Raw genomic sequence first — 24,726 nt, 5'->3', positions numbered from 1 at the left:
CCAGTGGGTTGCGGCGCATCCGCTCACTTAACGGCGAAAGGCGCCCACCCCTGGGGGTGAGCGCCTTTGTCGCTTCGACTGGCTCAGCGACCGCTGTCATTACAGGGCTGCGAGGTCGTCGAGCACCTTGTCGCCGGGGGCTGCGTTGATCATCTCGGCCTTGATGTCGGCGCGTCCGAGCAGCTCGTCCATCTTGCGACGGCGGGCACGCGGGATGAGGGTGACGACGGTTCCGACCTTGCCGGCGCGGCCCGTACGGCCCGAACGGTGCAGGTACGTCTTGTACTCCTCCGGCGCGTCGGCCTGGATGACCAGGCTGATGTCGTCGACGTGGATGCCACGTGCCGCCACGTCGGTCGCAACGAGAACGTTGACGCGACCGCTCGTGAGCATCTGCAGGTTGCGGGTACGACGGCTCTGGTTCAGGTCGCCGTGGAGGCTCGTCGCGGGGATGCCTGCGTCTTCGAGGAAGTCGCTCATCTCCTCGGCGAAAGCGCGGGTGCGGGTGAAGACCAGGGTCTTGCCCTCGCCGGCCGCGAGCTCGCGGATGATGTCGCGCTTGTCGCGCTGCTCGATGAGCAGGACCTTGTGGTCGATCGTGGAGGAGGCCTGGTCTTCACCGGCGACCTCGTGAACCGACGGGTTCTTGAGGAACTGCTTCACGAGTGTGGCGACACCCTTGTCGAGGGTTGCCGAGAAGAGCAGCTTCTGGCCGCCCTCCTTGGTCTCCTTGAGGATGCGCTGAACCGGCTCGAGGAAGCCCAGGTCGCACATGTGGTCGGCCTCGTCGAGAACCGAGACGATGACGTTGGAGAGGTCGAGACGACCCTGCTCGACGAGGTCTTCGACGCGGCCCGGGGTCGCGATGATGATGTCGACGCCGCGCTGCAGGGCGGAGACCTGCTTGTACTGCGGAACGCCACCGACGACCGTGGTGGTGAACAGGCCGACGCTGCGGGCGATCGGCTGCACGGTGCGGTCGATCTGCATGGCGAGCTCGCGGGTGGGGGCGAGGATCAGGGCGCGCGGCTTGCGGCCGGCCTGACGGTCCTTGCCACCGTTGTTCTCCATGAGGCGCTCGACGAGCGGGGCGCCGAAGGCGATGGTCTTGCCCGATCCGGTCTTGCCACGGCCGAGGACGTCCTTGCCGGCGAGAACGTCGGGGATGGTCGCTGCCTGGATGGCGAAGGGAGCCGCGGCGCCCATCGACTCGAGCTGGCGCACGATGTTGGCGCCGAGGCCGAGGTCGCCGAAGGTCACGCCTTCGACGTCCTTGGCGGTGATGACCGCTGCTTCGAGACGCTCGAGGACGACGTCCTCCTGCATGCCGCCGCCGGAGTGCGACTTGTTCGCGTCCTTCGACGGGTAGTAGCTGCTGTCGCGGGCCGGACGCTCGTTGCGGTCGCCGTACGACGGACGCTCGGCGCGGTCGCCGTAGCTCGGACGGGCCGGGCGGTCGCTGTTGTAGCTGGGACGCTCGGTACGGGCCGGGCGCTCTGCGCGGTCGTAGCTGGGGCGCTCAGTGCGGTCCTTGTTGTACGCCGGGCGGTCGCTGTTGTAGCTGGGGCGCTCGGTACGGGCAGGGCGGTCCGAGTTGTACGACGGACGCTCGGTGCGAGCCGGGCGGTCGTTGTAGCTCGGGCGGTCGGAGTTGTACGAGGGACGCTCGGTACGGGCGGGGCGCTCGGAGTTGTAGCTCGGGCGCGCCGGGCGGTCGCTGTTGTAGCTGGGACGCTCGGTGCGGGCGGGGCGCTCGTTGTAGGGAGTGCGCGGCTGGCGGTCGTTCGTCGCCGGGCGGTCGCCGTACGAGGGACGCTCGGTGCGCTCCTTGTTGTAGGCGGGACGCTCGGAGTTGTACGCCGGGCGGTCGGTGCGGTCGCCGTACGACGGACGCGCGGGGCGGTCGCCGTAGCTCGGGCGGGCCGGGCGGTCGTTGTAGGTGGGGCGGTCGTTGCGGTCGCCGTTCGCGGGGCGCGCGTTGCGGTCGCCGTATGCGGGACGCTCGGAGCGTGGCGCGCCGGTGCTGCGGTTCGGGCGGTCGCCGTAGGCGGGCTTCTCGCGCGGGTTCCAGTCGGGGCGGCGGTCGTTCGAGGACGGGCGGTCGCCGGTGCGTGCTGCACGGTCGTCGCCGGTCCAGCGCTTCTTGGCTGCGCCCTGGTCGGGGCGGGAGTTGCGAGCGTCGCCACCACGAGGGGTGTACGGCTTCTTGTTGTCGCGGTCGGCCTTGTTGTAGTCAGGCTTGGAGTACGGGGACATAGTTCTTTCCTGGGTTGTATCAGTTACGTGAAAGTACACGTGCAGATGCTCATCGCGTTTGTGGAGTACGCGTGAATTGCACTTCTGAACCCGGGCAGTCTTTGACCGAGGCCATCACATACATTCGTGTGATTTTTCCGCAGCGGATGCGCTGGGAAACCGGCCTCTAAGACTTACAAACCCATACACGTCTATGCGTGCTGTCTTGAGCCGACCTGTCTACGTTAGTACATCGCCCCTGAAACCGCCACCTCTCGGCCGCGGCCGGCTGCGCTCAGCCTGCCAAATGAAGGAGATGCCGGGGGCGAGTAACACCTTTCCGCCGATCGGCGGGGTTCGCGCGAGAAATCTCCTTCATTTGGCAGAGCGGGGCGGATGACCCGGCGATCAGTCGTCGCCGTGGCGCCAACCGTCGCGGCAGCCATGGCCGCGGTCGTGGTGGCCGTTCGAGCCGACGTTGTCGACGCGCCACACCTCGCCGTTCAGGGTGACGACGTAGGCGGTGTCGCGCTTCAGCTGGAACGAGGTGGGCAGGTCGAGCCCGTCGACGACGGGCGTCATGGTGCCGTCACGGTTGACTCTCAGCAGCTCGCCGCTGTCGCCCAGAGCCGGCGAGCCATCCGGAACCACGCCGGGGGAGTCGCCCTGCGACAGTCCGTACAGCACGCCGCACCGCCCGATCTGCACGTCGATCATGAGGCTGTAGCCGCTCGCCACCACCCGCGGCTCGGGGCGCCGGATGTCGAATGCCACGATGCGCCCGGTCTCGGGCAGGTGCGGCACCGGCCCGGCCTCGGCCATGTAGGCGGTGCGCCCGTCGAGCGCGAGGCCCGTCGGCACGATGTTGCCGAACGCGATCAGCTCGCTGACCTCGCCCGACCTCGACACCTGCAGCACCCGGTTGTGGTGCGCGTCGGTCACGATGAACCCCGACCTGGTCGCCTCGAACGCCCACTGCACGCCGCGGGTGAGGAAGAAATCGGTCTCGGGCGGGTTCGCAAGCGAAAACGCACCGAGGTCGGCGACCACGGTGAAGGTGTTCGGACCGTCGACGCGGTAGATGCCGTCGACCGAGCTGCCCGGACCGTTCGGTCCCGGCGCGTCGTCGCCGACCACCGTGACGAGCACGTAGGCGGTGCGACCGACGAACTCCACGTCGACCGCCCCCGCGATGCCGATCACCGACGCCGGAAGCCCTGAGGCGAAGGTGGATTTCGCGCCCGTGCGCAGGTCGATCCTGGTGATGGCGCCGATCGTGCCCTCGGGCACGTAGAGGGCGCCGTCCGGTCCGATCGCGCTTCCCGATGCGCCCTGCAGCCCGTCTGCTATGAGTGTCGTCGTGGGCTCGTCGTGAGCGGGTGTCCCGCTCGCCGGTGACGTCGCCAACAGCGTCGGCACTATCAGTGCCGCCACTATCGCGGCGAACGCCGTTGTTCGCTTGATGGTCATTTCTTCCTCCGGTTGGTTGTCCAGAACCGGTGGCATTCGTCGCTACGGCGAAAGCTGCCGGCGCGGGTTCGCGCTGCTCTTCGCGCGATCTCGCGCCCATCCTTCTCGCGCGCCGTGCGAGGCGTCAAGGGGGCGATACCGTTGCGTGTGATCACCATCTCCGTCGAGCCCGTTCGCCAGCCCGACGTGCTCGCCCTCATGCAGCGCGGCGACGACTACGCGCTCAGCCTGTACCCCGCCGAGAACTACCACTCGCTCGACGTCTCGGGCCTCGAGCGCGCCGGCGTCACCCTGCTCGCGGCGCGCTTCGACGGTGCTCTCGCGGGCATCGTCGCGCTGGTCGACAACGGCGACACGACGGCGGAGATCAAACGGATGTTCGTCGCAGACACCCACCGCGGACGCGGCGTGGCCGGCGCGCTGCTGGCACGGCTCGAGGAGGTGGCGGCCGAGGCATCCGTAGCTCTGATCCGCCTCGAGACCGGGCACCCGCAGGTCGACGCGATCGCCCTCTACGAGAAACACGGCTACGCGCGCATCCCGGCCTTCGGCCCCTACGTCGACGACCCGACCAGCCTGTGCATGGAGAAGCGCCTGCCCTAGCGTCCCGCGTGCACTGAAAACGAAGGACTTCTCGCGGTTGCGGCACCCGTGGGCGGCGGCCGACGCGGTTACGGGCGCGATCTCCTTCGTTTTCAGAGCACAGCGTGCGGGTCTAGCGTTCGAAGCGGGTGGCCCCGGTGAACTCGAGGGCGCTGCGGATGCGCTCCTCCATATTCGCGGTCATGGTCGGCAGCGCGTCGAGGGGGAACCACGCTGCATCCGTGTTCTCGCCGTCGGCCGGGTACGGGTCGCCCGAGACATAGCGGCAGCGGAACACCAGGTCGATGTACTGCGATTCGTCGCCGTTGGCGTAGCGGATCGGCTCGGTGACCTGCACCCAGCTGATCGCCTCGGCGACCGCGACGATGTTCGCCTCCTCGAGAGTCTCGCGCTCGGCGGCGACTGCGGGCTGCTCGCCCGGGTCGACGATGCCGGTCACGGGCGTCCACTCGCCGGTGTCGGAGCGGCGCACCAGCAGCACCTCGCTGTCGCGCACGACGACCGCGGTCACCCCGGAGAGCCAGAGCGGGTGGTGGCCGATCTTCTCGCGGAGGGCGAGGACGAAATCCGGGGTAGCCATCCGTAGAGCCTAGCTTTCGGTCGGTGCCCGGGCGCGGCGGGCGGGCCGGCGGGCTCGGTGGGTTTGCGCGCCAGTTTGGGACGAGGGCTACACGGCGCCGTGTAGCGCTCGTCCCAAGGTGTAGCGCAAGCCGCGCGGTTAGACCTCCGCAGCCGGGGTCGGCTCCGCCGCGGCCGCCGCGCGCTTGTCGGCGCGACGCTCCTTGGCGCCCTCGACCAGGTAGTACAGCACGGGCAGCACCACGAGCGTCAGCACGGTCGACGACACGAGCCCGCCGATCACGATGATCGCGAGAGGCTGCGAGATGAACCCTCCGTGGCCGGTGAGTCCGATGCCGAGCGGCAGCAGCGCGAAGATCGTCGCGAGCGCAGTCATCAGGATCGGGCGCAGTCGACGGGATGCACCGTGCACGATCGCCTCGCGCACCTTCATGCCGCGCTCCCTGTACTTGTTGATCAGGTCGACGAGCACGATGGCGTTCGTGACGACGATTCCGATCAGCATCAGCACGCCGATGAGCGAGGGCACTCCGAGCGGGATGCCCGTGGCGACCTGCAGCAGGATCGCGCCGGTCGCCGCAAACGGGATCGACACGAGCAGCAGCAACGGCTGGCGCAGGCTCTTGAACGTCGCGACCATCACGACGTAGACGATGAGGATCGCGACGAGCAGCGCGAGACCCAGCTGCTGGAATGCGTCTCCCTGCTGCGAGGTGACGCCGCCGAGCTCAGCGGATGCGCCCGCGGGCAGATCGGTGTCGGCCACCGCCGCGGCGATGACGCTCGACGCCGTGCCGACGTCGTCGCTGCCGGGGGTGACGCTCACGGTGGCGCTGCGCACTCCCTTGATCGTGGTGATGCTCGACGGGCCGTCCGCCTGCTCGACGGTGGCGAGATCGGAGAGCGGCACGAGTCCGGTCGCAGAGGGGATGAGGAACGCCTGGATCTCGGCGAGGGTCGTCGGAGCGTTCTGGTTGTCGATGTAGATCGACAGGGTCTTCTCGTCGATGACGACCGATCCGCTCGCACTCGGGTTCATCGCCGCAGTGACGATGCCGCCGACGGCGATCTCGCTGAGGCCCGCGCGTGCGGCCTTCTCCCGGTCGACCGTGATGGCGATGAAGGGCTGCGTGACCGAGAGGTTGCTCGAGGCCTCTGCCACGATGTCGAGGTCCTCGACCGCGGCGAGGATCTCCTCCGACGACTCGGTGAGGTCGGCCGCGTTGTTGGCCGTGATGTTGATCTCGATATCGGATGAAGCGAAGCCCGACCCGGCGGCAGCGAGCGAGATCTCGCCCGCGTCGTCGATCCCGGCCACGGCCTCGCGCACGTCGGCCTGCAGTGCCTCCTGGTCGGCGTCCGCGTCGGTCGTGAGCGAGAACGTGGTCGCCCCGCCGCCCGAGAACGCTGCCTGCAGCGAGCTGCCGCTCGATCCGAGGGAGAGCTGCACGGTGTCGACGCCGTCGACCTCGGCGAGCACGTCTTCGACCTTCATGGCCGCCTCGTCGCGCACCTCGAGGCTCGTTCCGAGCGGGAGTGTCTGCGTGACCGTGAGGGTGTTCTGCCCGCTGTCGCCGATGAAGTTGGTCTTGAGCAGCGGCGTGAGAAGCCCGGTGAGAACCAGCACGAGCACGGCGGAGACGATGGTGAGCACCGGCCGCTTGAGCGTGAAGTCGATGATCGGGAGGTAGCTGCGCTGCAGCCGGGTCGGGGTGTCGAGCTCGTCGAAGTCGCTCTCGTCGTGGCTGCCGCCGCGAACCGCCCCTGCGTGCTTGTGCACGGCCTTGGCGCCGAGGAACCAGTAGGCGAGCACTGGCACGATGGTGAGCGAGACGAAGAGGCTCGCGGCGAGCGCGATGGTGACGGTGAGCGCGAACGGGCGGAACAGCTCGCCCGTGACGTCGCCGACGAGGGCCAGCGGAAGGAAGACCGCGACGGTGGTGACCGTCGAGGCGGTGACCGCCCCTGCGACCTCCTTGACGGCGCTGAGGATGGCGGTCCTCTTGTCCTCCCCGAAGCTCAGATGGCGCTTGATGTTCTCGATCACGACGATCGAGTCGTCGACCACCCGGCCGATGGCTATCGTCAATGCACCGAGAGTGATGATGTTGAGCGTGTAGCCCGAGGCCTGCATGCCCACGAAGGTGATGAGCACAGAAACCGGGATGGAGATGGCGGTCACCAGTGTCGACCGCACAGAGAGGAGGAAGACGAGAATAACGATGACAGCGAAGATGAGGCCGAGCACACCCTCGACGGCGAGGCTGTTGATCGACTCCTCGATGAACGGGGCCTGATCGAAGACGACGGTCAGCTGGGTGTTGCTGCCCAGCGACTCCTCGATCTCGGGGATGAGATCCTGCACCAGTTTGGAGACCTCGACGGTGTTGCCCGCCGGCGACTTGGTTACGGCGATGGTGAGCGACGGCTCGCCGTCGACGCGGGAGATTCCCGTGACCGGGTCGTCCGCGATGGTGACCTCGGCCACCGAGCCCACGGTGGTGAAGGCGTCGCCGCCGAGCAGCGGGAGCGAGGCGATGTCGTCGGTCGACTGGATGCGGGATCCGGCCTGCACCGTGAGGGTCTTGCCCTCCTCGGTGATCTGGCCCGCGGGCAGCAGCACGCCGTTGTCGTCGAGGGCGTCGCGGATCGACTGGGTGCTGAGCCCCGCGGCGAAGAGCTTCGTCTCGTCGGGGGTGATGGTGACGCGCTGGGTCGTGGCGCCGAGAAGGGTTGCGTCGCTGACGCCCTCGAGCTGCTTGATGTCGGTGAGCGAGCTCTCGAGCGAGGCCGAGAGGTCGCGCGGGTCGAGGTCGCTGGTTGCGGCGATCTGGATTACGGGCAGGTCGCTCAGGCTGAAAGTGAGCACCTGGGTCTCGGCGCTGTCGGGCAGCGTCGACGAGATGCGGTTGATCGCGAGCTGGACCTTCTGCTCGGCGGTGGTGATGTCGGTGCCGTAGACGAACGCGGCCGAGATGGAGGAGAAGTTGGCGTTGGAGGTCGCGGTCGTCCCGTCGAGCCCCGGCACGGTCTGGATCGCCGTCTCGATCGGCGTGCTCACGTCGTCGTTGACCACCTCCGGGCTTGCGCCCGGGTACGTGGTGACGATGAACACCTGCGGCAGCGAGAGCGACGGGATGAGCTCCTGCTTGAGCGACGTGAGGGCCACCCCGCCGAAGATCGCGACCACGACGGTGACGAGCGCGATGAGCGCGCGGTTGCGCAGGCTGAAGACAGACAAAAGGTGCACGGAGACTCCTGGTGGGTGCGCTGGGCGGCCATGCTGTGGTCGCGGCTGTGATGCAGTGCACGCCGGCGTGCTGTCTGATTATCCCAGCGCCATGGTGATTCCCCCATACTCCCTGGGGATGAATCATCCGGCCGGGGCCGCTCTAGACGACCTCGGCGAGCCAGCCCGCGTCGGTCGGCGCGAGCCTTCCGACGTTCTTCCACGCTGCGGCGAGCGCGTCGACGGCCCGCACTGTCTCGGCCTCCGGATAGGAGAACGGGATGCGCAGGAAGCGCTCGAACGCTCCGTCGAGGCCGAACCTCGGTCCCGCCGCGATCTGCAGGCCCTCGTTGCGCGCGGCGAGCGTGAGCTGCGAGCTCACCGGAGCGCCGAGCCCCACCCATGCCGTCAGGCCGCCGGCGACGTGCGGCATGTCCCATTCGGGAATCCGCTCGGCGAGGAGCGCGGCGAGGCGGTCGCGGCCGGCGCGCAGGTACTCCCTGCGGCTCTCGAGCACGGCGTCGTAGTCGGCGAGCAGATTGGCGACGACGAGCTGCTCGAGGGTGGGCGTGCCGAGGTCACCGCTCGACCTGGCCCGGATCAGCCGCTGGATCACCGAGCGGTCGGCGCGGATCCAGCCGACGCGCACCCCGCCCCACACCGACTTGCCCACAGACCCGACCATGATCGCCTGGGTGCCCGACTGCCCGTAGGCGGCGAAGGGCAGCATCCGCTGCGGCGCGTCGATGCCGAGTTCTGCCAGGGTCTCGTCGGCGATGAGCGTCGTGCCGTGGCGGTCGGCGAGCGCGAGCGTGCGTTCGCGCAGCTCGGGCGACATGGAACGCCCAGTCGGGTTGTGGAAGTCGGGCATGATGTAGCCGACCGACGGGCTCGTGCGCTGGATCGCCTGCTCGAGCGCCTCCTCGTCCCAGCCGTCGTCGTTGGTGACCGCGACCGGCACCAGCCGGGCGCCCGCCGCCTTGAGCGCCTCGATCGCGTGCGGATAGCTCGGCGTCTCGACCAGCGCACGGTCGCCGCGGGCCAGCAGGGTGCGCGAGAGCAGCGCGATGGCATGCTGCGCGCCGATCGTGACCATGATCTGGTCGGGCGCCGTGGGCAGGCCGCGTGCCGTGTAGCGGTCGGCGATCGCCTGGCGCAGAACGGGGATGCCGACGGGGTCGAAGCCGCTCGTGCCGAAATAGCTGGGCAGCTGTTCGGCGGCGGTCGCGGCAGCGGCGGCGAGGGCGGGCAGCGCCGGCATGCTCGCCTTGCTGAAGTCCAGGAATCCGGGGCCGGCGACCTCGGTCGGCGCGGCGATTCCGTGCGGCTGGCGCGCCACGCTCCCCGAGCCGCGCACGCTGCTGAGAAACTCGCGCTCGCGCAACTCGGCATAGGCGGCGGTAACGGTCGTGCGGCTGACGCCGAGCTGGGCCGCGAGATCGCGTTCCGCCGGGAGCCGGGTGCCGAGGCCGATGCGTCCGTCGAGGATGAGAAGACGGATGCGGTCGGCGAGAGCCTCGTAAGCGGGGGCCGCGCTCGAAGCCCGCCAGCTGTCGAGCATGAGGTCCAGTGCGCGTGCGGAAACCAGATTCATGGGGCCACTTTACCGCGATTGGCATCTTGTCATAAGTCCAATTTACCAATTGGATTGCATTCATGAACACACGAGCGCTATTGGCCCGCCGCATCCTGCAGCTTCTGGCCGGACTCTTCCTCTACGGGTTCGCCATCTCGATGATGGTGCGCGGGGCCATCGGCGTGCCGCCGTGGGACGTGCTCACCCAGGGCCTCATGAAGCAGACCGGGCTGCCGTTCGGCGTGCTGACCAACATCATCGGGGCGCTCGTGCTGCTGCTGTGGATCCCCATCCGACAGAAGCCGGGGATCGGCACCATCGCGAACGTGCTGCTCGTCGGGCCGTCGATCGAGGTCGGGCTCGCGATTGTGCCGGCGGCTACGAACCTCGGCGAGCAGGTGCTGCTCTTCGCGGGCGGCCTCGCCATGTTGGCGATCGCGAGCGGCCTCTACATCGGCGCTCGCTTCGGCCCTGGTCCGCGCGACGGGCTCATGACCGGCATCCACCACCGCTGGGGCTTCAAGATCTGGTGGGTGCGCACGGCGATCGAGGTGACCGTGCTGTCGATCGGCTGGGTGCTCGGCGGAAACGTGGGCCTCGGCACCCTGGCCTTCGCGCTTCTCGTCGGCCCCATGGTCGGGGTGACCCTGCCCTGGCTGCGCGTGCCTGCCCCGGTCGCTGATCCCGTCCCGGTCCCCGATCATCCGGCCCCGGTACCCGAACCGGCCCCGGTCGCCGAACCCGCCCCGGTCGCCGAGCCTGTCGAAGCGCCCGGCGCGCTGACCGCGGTCGCTGAGCCTGTCGAAGCGCCGCTGACCCCGACCCTCACACCCGCGAAGGAGCAGTCATGATCGCTTACCTGGTGGCCTACGCGGCCCTCACCGTCTGGGCTGTCGTCGCCACGATCAACGTGACCGCCCGCGACGGTTACCGGCAGCTGCCGACCCTCGCCCGCTAGTCGTCGCCCGGCGCCTCGGTCGCGAACGCTCCGCTCGTTCTCGGCTTAGGGGTGGTGACTGAGTCGTTCCCGGCCACCGCGGGCGGGCATCCGCGGCCTGGGTGGCCAGTTGTGGCCCGCAGGACGGACGCACAACCGCCCGAACTGGCCAGCTGGCTTCGCGCACCGGTAGACCCCGACCGGAACGCAGCACGGCTCGAGTTGGGTGGCCAGTTGTGGCCCTCAGAACGGACGCACAACCGCCCGAACTGGCCAGCCGGCTCGTCGCGTGGGGGTCGGCCCTCCGTCGGATGATGCCCGTCCGGCCAATGCCCGCTAGCCGATGCTCGCCAGTCGCCCGCTAGTTGATGCAGGCGCCGGCGGCGTAGCTCGTGCCCGCCGGTGCCTCCTCGACCGGGGGCGCTGGCGCGACGGGTGCTTCGGTCGGCGCGGCGGCCGGCATCTGGCCGTCTCCGCCGAGAACGACGGTGACTCCCGCGACATCCGCCGACTCTACGACGGCCGCACCCGGCAGGTTCACGGCGACCGTCTTCGCGGCGGCCTCCAGTCCGGCGGGGTACTCGATCGTCGTGGCCGCCCGCGCCGACGTGGAGTCGGGGGTTCCCGTCAGATAACCGAGGCTCGTGAAGGTCGCCGTCGCGGCCGCGGCCGAGCCGTTCGCCGCGCCGCCGTTGAGCACGGTCACCGTGACGTCGCCGACGGCCGCGGGCACTGCGGCCTCGTAGGCCGAGGGTGTTCCGAGCATCGAGTCGATGAACGCGGGCATGGCCGCCGTGTCGACCTCGACGATCGAGAGCTCCCTGCCGTTAACGTAGATCGTGGGCGTGCCCAGGATCGGGATCGTGGCCGTCGTGATGTTGTCGGCGTTGAGGCCCTTCATCTGGGTCGCGAGGTCGATGAAGTTGAGCCCGGAGTCGGTCTCGATCGACGAGCTCACGGCGTCGAGCACCGCGCCGAGCTTGAACGGGTTGAGCAGCGTCCCGGCGGAGAGGATCTTGCGCGCCTCCACCGACAGGAAGTACTGCTGGCGCACCTGCCGGTCGAGGTCGCCCCCGGGCAGACCGTGGCGCTGGCGCACGAAGGCGAGCGCCTGCTGCGCGTTCAACGTCGAGACGCCGGCGGGCAGGTCGACCGTCGAATACGGGTCTTTCACCGCCTGGTTGAGGCAGACGTCGATGGGACCGAGCGCGTCGACGATGTTGTAGAAGCCGAGCAGCGAGACCCGCACGTAGTGGTCGATCGTGAGCCCGGTCATGTTCTGGATCACCGAGATGAGCAGCCTCGCGCCGCCGGCCGGGTCGTCGTTGCCCCCGCCGAGCGCGAACGCCGCGTTGAGCTTGTTCTTGCCGTGGCCGGGAACGTCGACCCACGAGTCGCGGGGGAACGAGATCAGCGTGGCCGTGCTGCCGTCGGCGGGGATGTGCAGCAGCATCATCGAGTCGGTGCTGGTTCCGCCGCCGTCGGCCTCGGTTCCGAGCTGCGCGAGCTGGGCCGCGGTCGCGCCGTCGGGGCGGTGGTCGTCTCCCACGAGCAGGATGTTCTGGTCGGTTCCGTCGAAGTCGTCGCCCGAGTTCGGGTCGATCGCGTCGACCGTCGAGACACCGGAGACGAAGCGCTGGTAGTTGTAGAAGGCGTAGCCGCCGGTCGCGACGAGCGCCACGACGAGAACGACGACGAGCCAGCGGATGATTCGGCGAGCTCTCGTGCGGGGGCGGCGAGGGCCGCGTCCTCCGCGGGTCTTTCCGCCGGTCGGCACCTCGGGGAGGCGCTCGCCCCGGAGGTGCGGATCCTCGGGCACCGGGAAGGCGTCATAGGAGTTCGGGGGATTGGTCACACGGCAGCGTATCGACCGATCCTGAGCAGATCGGGTTGTTCGGCCGAAAATCAGCCACAAGTATGACTGGTTCCCGGCCGAACGGCCGAGCCGCGCTACAGGTTGCGGTCGGCGTAGACCGCCATCGCGTCGCGCACGAAGGCTGCCCCCGCCCCGCCGCCGTAGTTCGCAGCGAAACGGTCGTCGGCCACGTACATCTCGCCGAGGCCCACGAAGTACTCCTTCGTCGGCCCCTTCGGGAAGCCGGGCGTGCCCGGGATCGCCGCCAGCCAGTCGAACTGGCGGCGTGCCAGGTCTTGGGCCGCGTCGCTCGCGGGGTCGACGGCCGCGGCCGCGGCATCCGCCCAGTCCTTTCCGAGCTCGGCGGACTCCGCCTGCCACCGCGCCTTCTGCTCGGCCGACTGCGAGCGCCACCACGTGTCGCTCTCGGCGTACGCCTCCGCGCCCCACCGTTCCTCGACCTCGCGCTTGTACTGCGTGTGGTCGAATCCGTTCAGCATCTCTTCTGCCATGAGTTGTTCACCTCCTTCCAGTTTTCGAATAGTCGTCTCGACGCTCGCCGCCTGCTCGGCGATGCGCTGCTGCTCCGACCGCAGCCAGTGCAGGTGGCGCAGCAGCGCCGTCGCGTCGTCGCGCTGGCCGCGCAGCACCTCGGCGATCGCGGGCAGGCCGAGGCCCAGCTCGCGCAGCATGAGGATGCGCTGCAGCCGCACCAGGGCGTCGGCGTCGTAGTACCGGTAGCCGTTGCCGCCGATGCGGCTCGGCTCGAGCAAGCCGATCTCGCCGTAGTGCCGCAGGGTGCGGCTCGTCGTGCCCGCCAGCCGGGCGATGTCCTGTATCGACCAGTCCACTCGGGCCTCCTTTCCGGTCGTCAACCACGGTAGAGGTTGACGTTGCGTCAATGTCAATCGCGTCGACACGGTTTCTCGCGAGCCGTTTCCGGTGCAGTGACGCGGTGCCGGCGGGCGTCTCGCGCACGCGAAGGCTATGGGGCCGACTGCACCCCTTGCGCTTCTCTGCACACGCGATATATCGTGTTCTCCGATAGACGCGATATAACGCGAGTCGGCGGACGGCCGACATCCCGACAGAAGGAGATTCCGATGGCATCGGAGAAATGGCTCATCGACGGAGCGAAGGTCATCGACGTCGAACTCGTACGCAAGCTCAAGGTCAGCCTCATCGCCGGCAAGGTCGACATCGTCGGCCACGACGAGCCGGGCGCGCGCATCGAGGTGCACTCGGTGAGCGGCAAGGAGCTCAAGGTGTCGATCGACGGCGAGACGCTCGAGATCGACCACCCGCAGCTCAGCTGGGACAACTTCATCGAGGTGTTCTCCAGCTTCCGCGGCAGCGCCAAGGCCGACGTGAGCATCATGGTCCCGCGCGACATCGCGCTGAGCTTCGGCGTGGTGAGCGCGAGCGCCCTCATCAGCGGACTGACGACGGATGCCTCGATCTCGACCGTCAACGGAGACCTGGTGGTCGACGGCCTCACGGGCGCGCTGCAGATCAACAGCGTCAGCGGCGAGATCGCGGTCAGCGGTCACACCGGACGCGTCTCGGCCCGCACGGTGAGCGGAGACATCACGGCATCAGGCGACGTGAGTGTGTTCACCGCCGAGACCGTGAGCGGCGACGTCTTCACCGACATCACGGGGATTCCCGACGAGGTGCGCATCAGCACGGTGAGCGGCGCGGTCACCACCCGTCTCGCCGCGGGCGTGCCCGTGCAGTACAAGATCAACACCGTCGGCGGCAAGCTGCAGCTCGACGACTCCGAGATCAAGGGCGTGCACGGCCAGTACACCGGCAAGTACGGCACCCTCGACGCCAAGTGGCTCGACTTCAGGGCTAACACGGTCTCCGGCAACATCAACGTGCTTCACGCGGTGTCGGTATGACCCCGCCCGTCTTCGCCCACGGCCACCTGCGCCTCTACCTGCTGAGCCTTCTCGCCGACGAGCCGATGCACGGCTACGAGCTGATCCAGGCGCTCGAGGAGCGTTTCGGCGGCACCTATGTTCCCAGCGCCGGCACGATCTACCCGCGACTCGCGAAACTCGAGGAAGACGGCCTCGTGTCGAAGACCGTCGACGGGCGCAAGACCGTCTACGCGATCACCGACGCCGGGCGGGCCGAACTCGACGCCCGCGCGGGCGAGCTCGACGGCATCGAGAGCGGCGTCACCGACTCCGTTCGCCGGCTCGCCGACGACGTGCGGTCGTCGGTCAACTCGGCAATGAAGACGCTGCGCGCCGACCTCGCGTCGGCCGCGCGCGAGGCCAAGGCCGATGCGAAGGAGGCCGGCCGCACCATCCGGGCCGATGCGAAACCCGTGCAGGTCGACAGCCGCGGCGCGCTCGCGAACGCCGAGCTGGCGATCAACGACTTCCGCCACCAGTTGCGCACCGAGCTGCGCAAGCGGGTCGTGCGCGGCGAGCTCTCCGACGAGACCGTCGCCGTGCTCACCACCGGGCTCGACGAGCTGCGCGCCCGCGTGACGGCCTCGCTCAAGCAATAGCGATGCGGGTCGAGCGGACCGGCCGATCACCGGTCCGCTCGACCGCTCCTCGCTTAAGTCGTACACGTGTACTAGTGTTTATCAGGCGTTGATCTTTACCAGGATCCGCCGGGTTCGTTCGCGAACTGCTCCGCTGCCCATATCCAAGGCCGGAGCCACACCACAATTCGACCGAGTACGTCGGTCGATCAATCACGCTGCTGAATGTTTGGCGCGCAACGTTGCGCTGCATTTTCTTTACGTCTTAATGAAAAGTCTGTTTCACCATGTTCAACCCCACCATCAACCTCGACCACGCCACGGATGCGCTCGACGCCCTGTCGCCCGAGCACCGTCAGTCGATCCACCTGAGCTTCTACGCCGGATTCAGCAACGACCAGGTCGCCGACCTCCTCGGAGTGCCCGTCGCCGTCGTCGAAGAGCGTCTGCACGACGGGCTCGCCAGCCTGTGCGACGCGATGGCGATCGCCGCGTAGGGATTTCGACAGGCTCAGCCACCGAGCTCACTCGGCGAAGGCCACCGGCACGTAGAGGTCCTGCGACCGGTCGGCGAGCGCCGTGTGGTCGTTGCGCGTGAAGATCCCGCAGGCGTCGACCGTGCAGTCGAGCCCCTCCGCCACCGGGTCCCCGACCTCGAGGTAGGCGGTGAAGGTGCCCGTCGCGGCGTCGTCGTAGCCGCGCGCTCCGAACAGCTTCCACGCCCAGTCGTCGTTGACCCAGTTGCTGGGCGCATACTCGACGGCACCGACGGTGCCCTCGGCCGCCTCGCCCTGTTCGGGGACGCCGCCGATGCACGGGCCGGGCTTCGTGCCCGGGTCATCCGGAATCCTGCAGATCGCAACGTAGATGCCGCGGCTCGCGTCGTACCCGGTGCCGCTCACGACGAGGCGGTCGCCCGCCCGCAGCGCGGACGTGTCGACGGATGCGCCGGGCTCGGGCGGGAGGACGTCGAAAGAGCGGGTGCGGGAGTCGTCTCCCGTGGCCGTGACGCTCGTCGGCCACTGCTCGGCCGGTGCGATCTGGCCCGACTCTCCCTGGTCGACGTGGGTCAGTATCGGGACCACCACGATCGCGACGGGCACCAGCACCGCCACGACGAGCGCGAGGACGATCCACCACCAGCGGATCCTGCGCCGCGAACCCGCTCTGACCATTGCTGCAGTCTAGGTCCCGCCGGCCGGGGCACACGAGAGTAGGCTCGCCCCTCGTGACCAAGGATTCCGGCCGGCCGATTTCCCGGCCCAGCGCCGGGTCTGCCCGGTCGCTGCTCGCGGTCGTCGTCGGCGGCATGATCGGCACGGGCCTCCGCCTCGCGCTCGATCTGGCGATCCCGCACGCGGACGACGCGTTTCCGGTCTCGACGATCGTGATCAACGTCGCGGGCGCGTTCGCGCTCGGCCTGCTCGTCGGCCGCTACTGGCCGACGGCCCGCGACTGGGTGAAGGCGGGTCTCGGCCCCGGCCTGCTCGGCTCGTTCACGACCTACTCGGCGTTCGCGGTGTCGCTGGTCGCCCTCGCTTCTGCGGACGAGTGGATGCTCGGGGTCGGCTACCTGGCGGCGACCGTCGTTCTCGGGCTCGGTGCGGCGTGGGCCGGGCTCAGGGTCGGGACGCCGGACGCCACCGTGATCGACGAGGTCAGCGAATGACACCGCTGCTCGCCCTCGTCATCGTCGTCACCGGCGCAGCGGCCGCCGCCGCGCGTTACGCCGTGTCGCTGCTGTTCGCGCCGCGCCTGGCCTGGGCGGTACTGGTCGTCAACGTAGCCGGGTCTGCAATCGGGGGCGCGGTGCTCGGGCTCGCCGAGCGGGCCGCGATCGGTGCCGACGTGCGGGTCGTCCTGCTCACCGGTCTCTGCGGCGGCCTCACCACGTTCAGCACCTTCAGCGTCGAGACCGTGCAGCTGGTGCAGTCGGGCCGCGCGCGCACGGCGTTCGCGAGCGTGACGGCGAACCTGGTGCTCGGCGTCGGGGCCGCGGCACTCGCCTACCTCGCGCTGCGCTGACCCGCACGCGGTTCACCCGGCCCGAGTGAAGAGCGAGCCGCTCGCGTGCCGCAGGGTCGAGCACATGCCCACCGACACCGATCTCCCCTCCTGGCGCGACGGCGCCGCCCGCTCGCGCATCCTCGAGTTCGTCGCCGGCGTCGACGACGCCGGCGTGCCCCCGGCCGACCGGGTCGCGGTCTTCGACAACGACGGAACGCTCTGGTGCGAGCGCCCCATGCCTGTTCAGCTGCACTTCATCGTCGAACGCTGGGCGAAGGCGGCGCAACGCGACCCGTCGCTCGCCGACCACGAGCCGTACGCCTCGGCGCTCGCCGGCGACTTCCGCTGGCTGGGCGGAGTGGTCGAGCGGCACTACGCGGGCGACGACACCGACGTGCGCACCGTGCTCGCGGCGATCGTCGCCGACATGAACGGCCTCACGGTCGACGAGTACGCGGCCGATGTCACCGCCTTCCTCGCCGGGACCGAGAACCCGGTGGTGCACAGGCTGTTCCGCGAACTGAGCTACGTGCCGATGCTCGAGCTGGTGCGCTACCTCGAGCGCCACGGCTTCACCGTCTACATCGCCTCGGGCGGCGACCGCGACTTCATGCGGCCCTTCGCACCCGAGATCTACGGGCTCTCTGCCGACCGCGTCATCGGGTCGAGCCTCGGCCTGCACTGGCGGGAGAGCGATTCGGGTGGAGACATCGTCTACGGCGACAGCTTCGGTTTTCTCGACGACGGCCCCGAGAAGCCGGTGCGCATCTGGAGCCGGGTAGGCAAACGGCCGCTCATCGCCGGCGGGAACGCGAACGGCGACATCCCGATGCTGCGTTTCGCGGGGGGCGACGGATCGGGACTCGGGCTGCTCGTGCACCACGACGACGATCAGCGCGAGTTCGCCTACGACCGCGGTTCCGAGCGGGCGCTCGCCGAGGCCGCCGAGCGGGACTGGATCGTCGTCAGCATGCGCGACGACTGGACGACGGTCTTCGCCGAGCGGTAGCCGCGCCCGCGGCGCCGCTCAGTCGTCGGTGCGGGGGTTCAGCAGGTCGTCGAAGTCGGGCAGCTCCCGGGCGGGCGGGCGCACCCATTCGCGCGGAGTAGTGCTGTCGTCGAAGTCGTCGTCGTCGGGCTCGGTGTCGAGCTGGAAGACGTAGGTCTTCGGCTCGTCGTCCGGCTCGGGTGCCGCCGCCGCCGCGATGAGCACCGCCGACTCCGCGAACGCGTTGCGGGCGGGACGCTGCTCGTGTTCGGGCTGCGGTTCGACGTCGGGCTCGGGCTCGGGCTCGGGCTCGGGCTCGGGCTCGGGCTCGGGCTCGGGCTCAGTGTCGGTGTCGGTGTCGGTGTCGGTGTCGGTGTCGGTGTCGGTGTCGCTGTACCCCTCCGGCGCGGGTTCGAACTCCACGTAGACCGGAGCCGCGTCGCTGTGGTCTGGCGCGAAGTCGATGTCCGGCTCTACCGGCACGTCGGAGGGCGCGTCGGGCAGAAACTCGAGCGGCATGACCGGCTCGGCGCTCGGCAGCATCCAGCTCAGGTCGATGTCGTCCTGGCTCGGCTCGTCGTGCGCGATCTCGTCGCGGATCGGCTCGGCGGGCACGGTCGCATCCGCGGTCGCATCCTGTGCGTCGACCGCGACCGGCGCGGGCTCCACGGGCACCGGGTAGCCGGTGGCCGCGGGCGCTGCCTCCGGCTCAGCAGCGGGCGCGGGCAGGTTCGAGAGGAAGTCGAAGGGCGCCGGCTGACCGTTCTGCGCCGCCTCGAACGCGAGTCGGGCATCTTCGGCCTCGCGCTGCTGGCGCTTGAGGCGCGACAGGGTGGCGATCGCCTGACGCGCGACGGTGCGCCCGGCTCGGTTTGCGCCTATGGTCGACGCCTGCGGGCCGTAGCCGGCGAAGAAGATGCGCGGCTCCTTCCACGAGGTGCCGTTGGCGACGATGATGCCGCCCTCCTTCTCGCGCAGCTTGAGCGGTGCGAGATGGCGCAGCTCGGGACGGAATCCCGTCGACCAGATGATGACGTCGGCCTCTTGGAACGAGCCGTTCGACCAGCGCACGCCTCCGGGCTCGATGGCGGAGAACATGGGGCGCGCGGTGAGCACTCCGCGGTCGATGCCGGCCTGGATGCGGCGCGTGCGGGGAACGCCGGTGCCGCTCACGATGGAGGGCAGCGCCTTGCCCGCGCGGGCGGCCTCGTCCTGGATGGCGACCGCGGAGGCGCGGGCCTCGAGGTTGAGCTCCCCGTCTTCGAGAAACTCGATCGGCCGACGGCTGACCCAGGTGGTCTCCGCTGCCACGGTCTCGAGCTCGAGCAGGAAGCCGATCGCGGACGTTCCCCCGCCGACGACGACCACCTTCTTGCCTGCGAACTCCGCGGCATCCGCGTATTCGGCGGTGTGTACATGGCGTCCGGCGAAGCTGTCGCGTCCCGGATACCAGGGGATGAAGGGCGAGCCCCAGGTGCCGGTGGCGTTGATGACGACGTCGGTCGACACCGTCTGCTCGCCCTGGTCGTCGGCGAACGTGACGATCATGCGGTCGCCGGCGTTCTCGACGCGGGTGACGGCTGCGGGGCGCACGATCTGGAAGCCGTGGAACTCCTCGTACTGCGCGTAGTAGTCGGCGACGACCGCTTTCGCCGGCAGCGAGCGGTCGGCGGTGTCGAAGCTGAGACCGAGGGCGTCGAGGCCCGGCAGGTCGTTGATGCGGTGCGCGGAGCCGATCCGCAGCGCGTCCCAGCGGAATTGCCAGGCACCGCCCGTGCCCGGGCCGCGATCGAGCACCACGAACTCGTTTCCGGGGTCGAGACCAAGTCGCTTCAGGTAGTAGGAGACGGATAGTCCCGCCTGGCCACCACCGATAACGACCACGGATGTGTCGGTGCTGTCAGAGGTCACGCGACAACGTTACCCGCTGACCCTGCGTGCTAAACTGCACACTACTTTTCGTTAGATCGCTGTTCGCAAATTCCCGGAACCCTCAAGGTTCCCTTCGGACTGATTCATGAGGGGGTCTACGCATGGGGCGAGGCCGTCAAAAGGCGAAGCACACCAAGGTCGCACGAGACCTGAAGTACTTCAGTCCTGACACCAACTACGGAGCTCTTCAAAAAGAGCTCGGCACTTCCGGCGAGCCCGGAGATCCTCGACTCGACGAGGACCTCGCGGCATGGCCGGAATACGTCGCCGGCTCCGCTGCTCCGTCGGCAGAGGTCGACGATGACGACGACGACGACGAGGACGATGAATACGTTCCCGGCAGCTACCAAGCCGAAGACGACGACGCGCGCCACAGCGCATAGACCTCTCGTTCGCTGAGCCTGTCGAAGCGCTCGCACGCCCTACGGCGCGGCGCTTCGACAGGCTCAGCGTCGGTTCTACGCCTTGTACGCGCCCGAGAGCCGCACGGCCCCGCCGTTGACGCCCTTGGCACCCTGCTCGAATCCCGCGAGCGAACGCTCGGCGATGCTGACCCGGCCGGCCTCCCAGGCCGGGATGCCCGCTGACTCGATCGACGCGATGACCGCGGCCGCGGCATCCGCTGCGACGACGGCGAACATGCCGATGCCGAGGTTCCACGTTCCCTCGGTCTCCTCGAGCGTCATCGACCCGAGGTCGGCGAGCACGCGGAACACCGGGTCGGGCGACCAGGTCGAACGCTCGAGGTCGACCCACGAGCCGATCGGCAGCACCCGCGCGAGGTTCGCGGCGATGCCGCCGCCGGTGACGTGGCTGAGCGAGTGGATCGCGCCGGGCAGCTCGTCGATCACGCCGAGCAGCGGGGTCGTGTAGAGCCGGGTCGGCACGAGCAGCGCCTCGCCGACGTTGCCGAGGTCGTTCGAATTGTCGGTGTAGCCGACGCCCGCGTTGCCGAGAATGTGGCGCACGAGCGAGAAACCGTTGCTGTGCAGGCCGGATGACGCGATGGCGACGACCACGTCGCCGTCGACCACACGCTCGGGGCCGAGCGCCTTGTCGGCCTCGACCACGCCGACAGCGGCACCCGCCACGTCATAGTCGTCGGGGCCGAGGAGGCCGGGGTGCTCCGCGGTCTCGCCGCCGACGAGCGCCGTGCCGGTCTCGGAGCAGGCGAGGGCGATCCCCTTCACGATGTCGGCGATGCGCGCGGGCACCACACGGCCGCAGGCGATGTAGTCAGTCATGAACAGCGGGCGCGCTCCGACCACGACGATGTCGTCGACCACCATGCCCACGAGGTCCTGCCCGATGGTGTCGTGCTTGTCGAGAGCCTGCGCGATGGCGACTTTCGTTCCGACGCCGTCGGTCGATGTCGCGAGCAGCGGTCGGTCGTAGTCCTTCAGGAACGAGACGTCGAAGAGGCCGGCGAATCCGCCAAAACCCCCGACCACGGAGGGGCCGTGGGTCGCGGAGACCGCGGACTTCATGAGCTCGACGGCCAGATCACCGGCAGCGGTGTCGACCCCTGCCTCGGCGTACTTGTTACTCATGCGTGAGGTTCCCATCCTGGGCGTGAAAGACTAGAGATATCCCCCCAACTCTACGGTCTGGAGCTAATTCCGCATGTGCGGCATTGTTGGCATCGTTTCTTCCCAGCCGGCTAACCAACAGGTCTACGACGCTCTGCTGCTACTGCAGCACCGCGGCCAGGACTCGACGGGTATCTCCACGGCCGACGGCAGCACCTTCTACAGCACCAAGGCCAAAGGCCAGGTACGCGAGGCGTACCGCACCCGCGACATGCGCGGCCTGCTCGGCAACATGGGCATCGGCCACGTGCGCTACGCCACCAAGGGCAACGCCGCGAACGAGCAGGAGGCCCAGCCGTTCTACGTGAACGCGCCCTACGGCATCACGCTCATCCACAACGGAAACCTCACGAACACCCGCGAGCTCACCCGCGAGCTGTTCGACGTCGACCGTCGCCACCTGAACACCACCTCCGACACGGAGCTGCTCGTCAACGTGCTCGCGCACGAGCTGCAGGCGCAGGTCTCGGGCGCCGACCTCGACCCCGACCAGGTGTTCAACGCCGTGTCGCGAGTTCACGAGCGGGTCGAGGGCTCCTACGCCGCGATCGCCCTCATCGCCGGTCACGGGCTGCTGGCGTTCCGCGACCCGTTCGGCATCCGCCCGCTGATCCTGGGCAAGCGCCCTGCTGGTCTCGTGGGTGAGGAATGGATCGTGGCATCCGAATCTCTCGTCCTCGAAAGCGGCGGTTACGAGGTCGTCCGCGACGTCGCCCCCGGTGAGGCCGTGTTCATCACGCGCGGCGGCGAGATGTTCTCGAAGCAGTGCGCGCCGAACCCGCGGCTTGTCCCGTGCTCGTTCGAGTACGTCTACCTCGCCCGTCCCGACTCGATCATGAACGGCATCTCGGTGTACGACGCGCGCCTGCGACTCGGCGACCGCCTCGCCGACACCATCGCGCAGTACACGCCGATGGGCGACATCGACGTCGTCATGCCCATCCCCGACTCGTCGCGGCCCGCCGCCATGCAGGTCGCGCAGAAGCTCGGCATCGAGTACCGCGAGGGCTTCTACAAGAACCGCTACGTGGGCCGCACCTTCATCATGCCCGGGCAGGAAGAGCGCAAGAAGAGCGTGAAGCAGAAGCTGAACGCGATGGGCAGCGAGTTCCGCGGCAAAAACATCCTCATCGTCGACGACTCGATCGTGCGCGGAACGACCTCGAAGGAGATCGTGCAGATGGCCCGCGACGCCGGCGCCAACAAGGTCACGTTCACCTCGGCCGCGCCGCCCGTGCGCTTCCCGCACGTGTACGGCATCAACATGCCGTCGCGTGAGGAGCTCGTCGCCCACGGACGCCGCATCCCCGAGATCGCGACCGAGCTCGGCGCCGACTATCTGATCTACCAGGAGGTCGCCGACATGCAGGCCGCCATCCTGGAGGGGTCGAATCTCACCGAGCTCGAGATGAGCTGCTTCACCGGCGACTACGTGACCGGCACCGTCAGCCCCGAGTACCTCGCGTGGGTGGAAGCGAACCAGCTGAGCTGACCATGGCTGCGAGATGGCGTGACGAGGGGCACGAGCCCGACTACCGGTTCTCGCTCGCCAACGAGCGCACGTTTCTCGCCTGGCTGCGCACGGCCCTCGCGCTGCTCGCGGGCGGCGTCGTGCTCGACCAGTTCGTCGAAGCGCCGCTGGTGAAGGCCATCGCGATCGTGCTCACCGTGGTCGCGGGGGCTGTGTGCGTCATCGCGTACCTGCGCTGGCGGGCCAACGAGATCGCGATGCGGCACGACCGTCCGCTTCCGCACGGCTCGGTGCTGCCCGTGCTCGGATCGGTGCTGCTCATCGGCGTCGCGGCTCTGGTCGTGGTGCTGGTGGTGATGGGTTGAGCGCCCCGGCCGACCCCGGTCTGCAGCGGGAGCGCACGTCGCTCTCGTGGAACCGCACCGCCCTGTCGGTGATCGTCGTGGCGCTGCTGCTCGTGCGCTCTGGCTTTGTCGCCGAGCAGCCGGCGCTCTCGGCGCTCGGCGCGACGCTGCTCGTCGGCGCCGCGGCGATCGTGCTGTTCGCGGCCCGTCGCTCGTTCGTCGGCCCGGCGCCGCGCCACGGCTTCGCGCTCATCGCCGGGGTCGGCACGCTGGCCTGCGCCGCCGGGCTGGCGTCGATCCTGGTCTGACCGGGTCGCCCGGCGCCGTCGTTCTCTCGGTTCTCTCCGAAAACGAAGGAGATCGCCGCGTGGAGTCGCTCGTTCACGCGCAAGGGCAGCGTTTCGCGCGAGATCTCCTTCGTTTTCAGCGGAGGTCGTCGATTCGGGCTCGCGTATGCCTCGGGCCGGCGAATTCGGTCGGGACGTTTACGGGCGGGGTTCGGGGGCCGAGCCGTCGGTAGGCGCCGGCGGGGTCTCGGGCGCGGGCGCTTCGACGGGCTCGGCGGCGGGCTCGGCGGGAGCGGGCTCGCCGGGAGCGGGCTCGCCGTCGGGCGACTCCGCGGCGGGCTCGTCGGTGACGTAGACGGTGGGCTCGCTGTCGTCCGAGGGCGCGGTCACCACGGTCGCTGGGCGCGAGCGGCGCAGCCCGATGCGGTCGAGGAGCAGGGCGAGCAGCGCCCCGACGAGCACTCCCGCGGTGACGCCGTACAGCGCGAAGTATCCGAACAGGGCACCGAAGCCGACGAGCGGGTCGACCGGGAAGATCGCCGTGAGGATGAAGGTGATGACCGCGCCGATACCGCCGCCGACGATGATGAACGCGGAGTACTTGGGGGCGCGCCGGATCTGCACCTCGGTCTCGTTCGCGGCATCCTGATCGTCGCTGGGGGTTGTGCTCATGACCCTATTGTCGCAGCCATAACCGGGAGGTAGTCGCTGAGGTCGGCGCGCTGCCCGGACGCGTGCACGCGGCCAGCGGCGAGCGCGTCGGCCCAGGCGAGCGACCCGGTAGCGAGTTGGAGCCACGTCGCGGCATCCGTCTCGACGACGTTGGGCGGGGTGCCGCGTGTGTGCCGCGGCCCCTCGATGCACTGCACCGCGCCGAACGGCGGAACGCGCACCTCGACGGTGTTGCCCTCGGCCCGCTCCGCGAGGACCTGCAGCAGATACCGCACCGCCGTCGCCAATGTGTCACGTGAAACATCGCCGCCGGCGATGGCCGTGCGCACGGCGGTCGTGCCCGTTCCGGAATCGATGCGTGCCTTGGCCATGCTCCAACGCTAGCCGCCCGGCCCGCGCCCGCCCTCCCAAAACGAAGGACTTCGGCGCGCGATCGGGCGCGAAACCTC

At 69.0% G+C, this 24,726-nt stretch carries 24 protein-coding genes; 12 read left to right on the top strand and 12 right to left on the bottom strand.

Features of this window, described 5'->3' with window-relative positions; all coding sequences use genetic code 11:
* Positions 1 to 99: 99 nt before the first annotated feature.
* Both ABIE21_RS17340 and ABIE21_RS17335 read right to left on the bottom strand, forming a co-directional pair.
* On the bottom strand, positions 100 to 2,256 hold the full coding sequence (locus tag ABIE21_RS17340; protein WP_354026104.1) for a DEAD/DEAH box helicase: 2,157 nt from the start codon (positions 2,254 to 2,256) through the stop codon (positions 100 to 102).
* Positions 2,257 to 2,643: 387 nt separating this feature from the next.
* Complete coding sequence (locus tag ABIE21_RS17335; protein ID WP_354026103.1) at positions 2,644 to 3,705, bottom strand: ScyD/ScyE family protein; 1,062 nt, start codon at positions 3,703 to 3,705, stop codon at positions 2,644 to 2,646.
* A 147-nt stretch (positions 3,706 to 3,852) separates the two neighbouring features.
* Between ABIE21_RS17335 and ABIE21_RS17330 the strand changes: the two genes are divergently transcribed.
* Positions 3,853 to 4,308: a GNAT family N-acetyltransferase gene (locus ABIE21_RS17330; protein WP_354026102.1), complete on the top strand. Its 456-nt coding sequence runs from the start codon at positions 3,853 to 3,855 to the stop codon at positions 4,306 to 4,308.
* A 112-nt stretch (positions 4,309 to 4,420) separates the two neighbouring features.
* Here the strand turns inward: ABIE21_RS17330 and ABIE21_RS17325 are convergent, their stop codons facing one another.
* The 3 genes from ABIE21_RS17325 to ABIE21_RS17315 all read right to left on the bottom strand — a co-directional run bounded on the left by ABIE21_RS17325 (position 4,421) and on the right by ABIE21_RS17315 (position 9,710).
* Positions 4,421 to 4,888 carry an NUDIX hydrolase gene (locus ABIE21_RS17325; RefSeq protein WP_354026101.1) on the bottom strand — a complete coding sequence of 156 codons (468 nt, stop codon included), beginning with the start codon at positions 4,886 to 4,888 and terminating at the stop codon, positions 4,421 to 4,423.
* A gap of 138 nt (positions 4,889 to 5,026) precedes the next feature.
* The gene (locus tag ABIE21_RS17320; RefSeq protein ID WP_354026100.1) at positions 5,027 to 8,137 is read right to left on the bottom strand and encodes an efflux RND transporter permease subunit; all 3,111 of its coding nucleotides are present in this window, start codon (positions 8,135 to 8,137) and stop codon (positions 5,027 to 5,029) included.
* A gap of 142 nt (positions 8,138 to 8,279) precedes the next feature.
* A complete protein-coding gene (locus ABIE21_RS17315; RefSeq protein ID WP_354026099.1) occupies positions 8,280 to 9,710 on the bottom strand; it encodes a PLP-dependent aminotransferase family protein in 1,431 nt (476 codons plus the stop codon).
* 62 nt (positions 9,711 to 9,772) lie between these two features.
* Between ABIE21_RS17315 and ABIE21_RS17310 the strand changes: the two genes are divergently transcribed.
* A complete protein-coding gene (locus ABIE21_RS17310; protein ID WP_354026098.1) occupies positions 9,773 to 10,543 on the top strand; it encodes a YczE/YyaS/YitT family protein in 771 nt (256 codons plus the stop codon).
* Between the two features lie 447 nt (positions 10,544 to 10,990).
* Here the strand turns inward: ABIE21_RS17310 and ABIE21_RS17305 are convergent, their stop codons facing one another.
* Positions 10,991 to 12,484: an LCP family protein gene (locus ABIE21_RS17305; RefSeq protein WP_354026097.1), complete on the bottom strand. Its 1,494-nt coding sequence runs from the start codon at positions 12,482 to 12,484 to the stop codon at positions 10,991 to 10,993.
* A 95-nt stretch (positions 12,485 to 12,579) separates the two neighbouring features.
* Positions 12,580 to 13,335: a MerR family transcriptional regulator gene (locus ABIE21_RS17300; protein WP_354026096.1), complete on the bottom strand. Its 756-nt coding sequence runs from the start codon at positions 13,333 to 13,335 to the stop codon at positions 12,580 to 12,582.
* Between the two features lie 252 nt (positions 13,336 to 13,587).
* On the opposite strand from ABIE21_RS17300, the gene ABIE21_RS17295 reads away from it, so the two are divergent.
* The 3 genes from ABIE21_RS17295 (at position 13,588) to ABIE21_RS17285 (ending at position 15,484) form a co-directional block, all read left to right on the top strand.
* Complete coding sequence (locus ABIE21_RS17295; protein WP_354026095.1) at positions 13,588 to 14,388, top strand: DUF4097 family beta strand repeat-containing protein; 801 nt, start codon at positions 13,588 to 13,590, stop codon at positions 14,386 to 14,388.
* Positions 14,385 to 15,008: a PadR family transcriptional regulator gene (locus ABIE21_RS17290; protein WP_354026094.1), complete on the top strand. Its 624-nt coding sequence runs from the start codon at positions 14,385 to 14,387 to the stop codon at positions 15,006 to 15,008. Before ABIE21_RS17295 ends, ABIE21_RS17290 begins: the two co-directional genes overlap by 4 nt.
* A gap of 266 nt (positions 15,009 to 15,274) precedes the next feature.
* Entirely contained in the window at positions 15,275 to 15,484 is a 210-nt protein-coding gene (locus ABIE21_RS17285) for a sigma factor-like helix-turn-helix DNA-binding protein (RefSeq protein WP_354026093.1), read from the top strand.
* Between the two features lie 27 nt (positions 15,485 to 15,511).
* Here the strand turns inward: ABIE21_RS17285 and ABIE21_RS17280 are convergent, their stop codons facing one another.
* The gene (locus tag ABIE21_RS17280; protein ID WP_354026092.1) at positions 15,512 to 16,162 is read right to left on the bottom strand and encodes a hypothetical protein; all 651 of its coding nucleotides are present in this window, start codon (positions 16,160 to 16,162) and stop codon (positions 15,512 to 15,514) included.
* A 53-nt stretch (positions 16,163 to 16,215) separates the two neighbouring features.
* On the opposite strand from ABIE21_RS17280, the gene ABIE21_RS17275 reads away from it, so the two are divergent.
* The 3 genes from ABIE21_RS17275 to ABIE21_RS17265 all read left to right on the top strand — a co-directional run bounded on the left by ABIE21_RS17275 (position 16,216) and on the right by ABIE21_RS17265 (position 18,003).
* Complete coding sequence (locus ABIE21_RS17275) at positions 16,216 to 16,656, top strand: fluoride efflux transporter FluC (RefSeq protein WP_354026091.1); 441 nt, start codon at positions 16,216 to 16,218, stop codon at positions 16,654 to 16,656.
* Complete coding sequence (locus ABIE21_RS17270) at positions 16,653 to 17,012, top strand: fluoride efflux transporter FluC (protein WP_354026090.1); 360 nt, start codon at positions 16,653 to 16,655, stop codon at positions 17,010 to 17,012. The genes ABIE21_RS17275 and ABIE21_RS17270 overlap by 4 nt, the downstream gene beginning before the upstream one ends.
* Before the next feature lie 64 nt (positions 17,013 to 17,076).
* Positions 17,077 to 18,003, top strand: coding sequence for an HAD family hydrolase (locus ABIE21_RS17265; RefSeq protein ID WP_354026089.1), 927 nt, complete (start codon positions 17,077 to 17,079; stop codon positions 18,001 to 18,003).
* 18 nt (positions 18,004 to 18,021) lie between these two features.
* Here the strand turns inward: ABIE21_RS17265 and ABIE21_RS17260 are convergent, their stop codons facing one another.
* Positions 18,022 to 19,893: an NAD(P)-binding domain-containing protein gene (locus tag ABIE21_RS17260; RefSeq protein ID WP_354026088.1), complete on the bottom strand. Its 1,872-nt coding sequence runs from the start codon at positions 19,891 to 19,893 to the stop codon at positions 18,022 to 18,024.
* 122 nt (positions 19,894 to 20,015) lie between these two features.
* Here ABIE21_RS17260 and ABIE21_RS17255 point away from each other — a divergent pair, with 122 nt between their 5' ends.
* Positions 20,016 to 20,297, top strand: a complete 282-nt coding sequence (locus ABIE21_RS17255) for a DUF3073 domain-containing protein (RefSeq protein WP_354026087.1) — start codon at positions 20,016 to 20,018, stop codon at positions 20,295 to 20,297.
* A 75-nt stretch (positions 20,298 to 20,372) separates the two neighbouring features.
* Here the strand turns inward: ABIE21_RS17255 and purM are convergent, their stop codons facing one another.
* On the bottom strand, positions 20,373 to 21,464 hold the full coding sequence (gene purM, locus ABIE21_RS17250) for a phosphoribosylformylglycinamidine cyclo-ligase (RefSeq protein ID WP_354026086.1): 1,092 nt from the start codon (positions 21,462 to 21,464) through the stop codon (positions 20,373 to 20,375).
* Between the two features lie 73 nt (positions 21,465 to 21,537).
* Between purM and purF the strand changes: the two genes are divergently transcribed.
* From purF to ABIE21_RS17235, 3 genes are read left to right on the top strand one after another with little or no spacing between them, the layout of a single operon-like run.
* Complete coding sequence (purF, locus tag ABIE21_RS17245; protein WP_354026085.1) at positions 21,538 to 22,995, top strand: amidophosphoribosyltransferase; 1,458 nt, start codon at positions 21,538 to 21,540, stop codon at positions 22,993 to 22,995.
* A gap of 2 nt (positions 22,996 to 22,997) precedes the next feature.
* Entirely contained in the window at positions 22,998 to 23,339 is a 342-nt protein-coding gene (locus ABIE21_RS17240; protein WP_354026084.1) for a YidH family protein, read from the top strand.
* Positions 23,336 to 23,626, top strand: coding sequence for a DUF202 domain-containing protein (locus ABIE21_RS17235; protein WP_354026083.1), 291 nt, complete (start codon positions 23,336 to 23,338; stop codon positions 23,624 to 23,626). Before ABIE21_RS17240 ends, ABIE21_RS17235 begins: the two co-directional genes overlap by 4 nt.
* Before the next feature lie 177 nt (positions 23,627 to 23,803).
* On the opposite strand, the gene ABIE21_RS17230 is transcribed toward ABIE21_RS17235, so the two are convergent.
* Both ABIE21_RS17230 and ABIE21_RS17225 read right to left on the bottom strand, forming a co-directional pair.
* Positions 23,804 to 24,277, bottom strand: coding sequence for a hypothetical protein (locus tag ABIE21_RS17230; RefSeq protein ID WP_354026082.1), 474 nt, complete (start codon positions 24,275 to 24,277; stop codon positions 23,804 to 23,806).
* On the bottom strand, positions 24,274 to 24,648 hold the full coding sequence (locus tag ABIE21_RS17225; RefSeq protein ID WP_354026081.1) for a sterol carrier family protein: 375 nt from the start codon (positions 24,646 to 24,648) through the stop codon (positions 24,274 to 24,276). Before ABIE21_RS17225 ends, ABIE21_RS17230 begins: the two co-directional genes overlap by 4 nt.
* Positions 24,649 to 24,726 lie beyond the last annotated feature (78 nt).

Source organism: Conyzicola nivalis (assembly GCF_040548875.1).
Classification (GTDB): domain Bacteria; phylum Actinomycetota; class Actinomycetes; order Actinomycetales; family Microbacteriaceae; genus Conyzicola; species Conyzicola nivalis_A.
Note: the sequence above shows the minus strand (reverse complement) of the source record. Positions and strands in the feature narration are given on the sequence as shown.

Bases quoted from the DNA above. Each gene is read 5' to 3' on its own strand.
- ABIE21_RS17225 (WP_354026081.1), bottom strand. From the start codon at position 24,648: ATGGCCAAGGCACGCATCGATTCCGGAACGGGCACGACCGCCGTGCGC.
- ABIE21_RS17265 (WP_354026089.1), top strand. From the start codon at position 17,077: ATGCCCACCGACACCGATCTCCCCTCCTGGCGCGACGGCGCCGCCCGC.
- ABIE21_RS17295 (WP_354026095.1), top strand. From the start codon at position 13,588: ATGGCATCGGAGAAATGGCTCATCGACGGAGCGAAGGTCATCGACGTC.
- ABIE21_RS17335 (WP_354026103.1), bottom strand. From the start codon at position 3,705: ATGACCATCAAGCGAACAACGGCGTTCGCCGCGATAGTGGCGGCACTG.
- ABIE21_RS17310 (WP_354026098.1), top strand. From the start codon at position 9,773: ATGAACACACGAGCGCTATTGGCCCGCCGCATCCTGCAGCTTCTGGCC.
- ABIE21_RS17240 (WP_354026084.1), top strand. From the start codon at position 22,998: ATGGCTGCGAGATGGCGTGACGAGGGGCACGAGCCCGACTACCGGTTC.
- ABIE21_RS17315 (WP_354026099.1), bottom strand. From the start codon at position 9,710: ATGAATCTGGTTTCCGCACGCGCACTGGACCTCATGCTCGACAGCTGG.
- ABIE21_RS17280 (WP_354026092.1), bottom strand. From the start codon at position 16,162: ATGGTCAGAGCGGGTTCGCGGCGCAGGATCCGCTGGTGGTGGATCGTC.
- ABIE21_RS17290 (WP_354026094.1), top strand. From the start codon at position 14,385: ATGACCCCGCCCGTCTTCGCCCACGGCCACCTGCGCCTCTACCTGCTG.
- purM (WP_354026086.1), bottom strand. From the start codon at position 21,464: ATGAGTAACAAGTACGCCGAGGCAGGGGTCGACACCGCTGCCGGTGAT.
- ABIE21_RS17340 (WP_354026104.1), bottom strand. From the start codon at position 2,256: ATGTCCCCGTACTCCAAGCCTGACTACAACAAGGCCGACCGCGACAAC.
- purF (WP_354026085.1), top strand. From the start codon at position 21,538: ATGTGCGGCATTGTTGGCATCGTTTCTTCCCAGCCGGCTAACCAACAG.
- ABIE21_RS17230 (WP_354026082.1), bottom strand. From the start codon at position 24,277: ATGAGCACAACCCCCAGCGACGATCAGGATGCCGCGAACGAGACCGAG.
- ABIE21_RS17285 (WP_354026093.1), top strand. From the start codon at position 15,275: ATGTTCAACCCCACCATCAACCTCGACCACGCCACGGATGCGCTCGAC.
- ABIE21_RS17255 (WP_354026087.1), top strand. From the start codon at position 20,016: ATGGGGCGAGGCCGTCAAAAGGCGAAGCACACCAAGGTCGCACGAGAC.
- ABIE21_RS17270 (WP_354026090.1), top strand. From the start codon at position 16,653: ATGACACCGCTGCTCGCCCTCGTCATCGTCGTCACCGGCGCAGCGGCC.
- ABIE21_RS17325 (WP_354026101.1), bottom strand. From the start codon at position 4,888: ATGGCTACCCCGGATTTCGTCCTCGCCCTCCGCGAGAAGATCGGCCAC.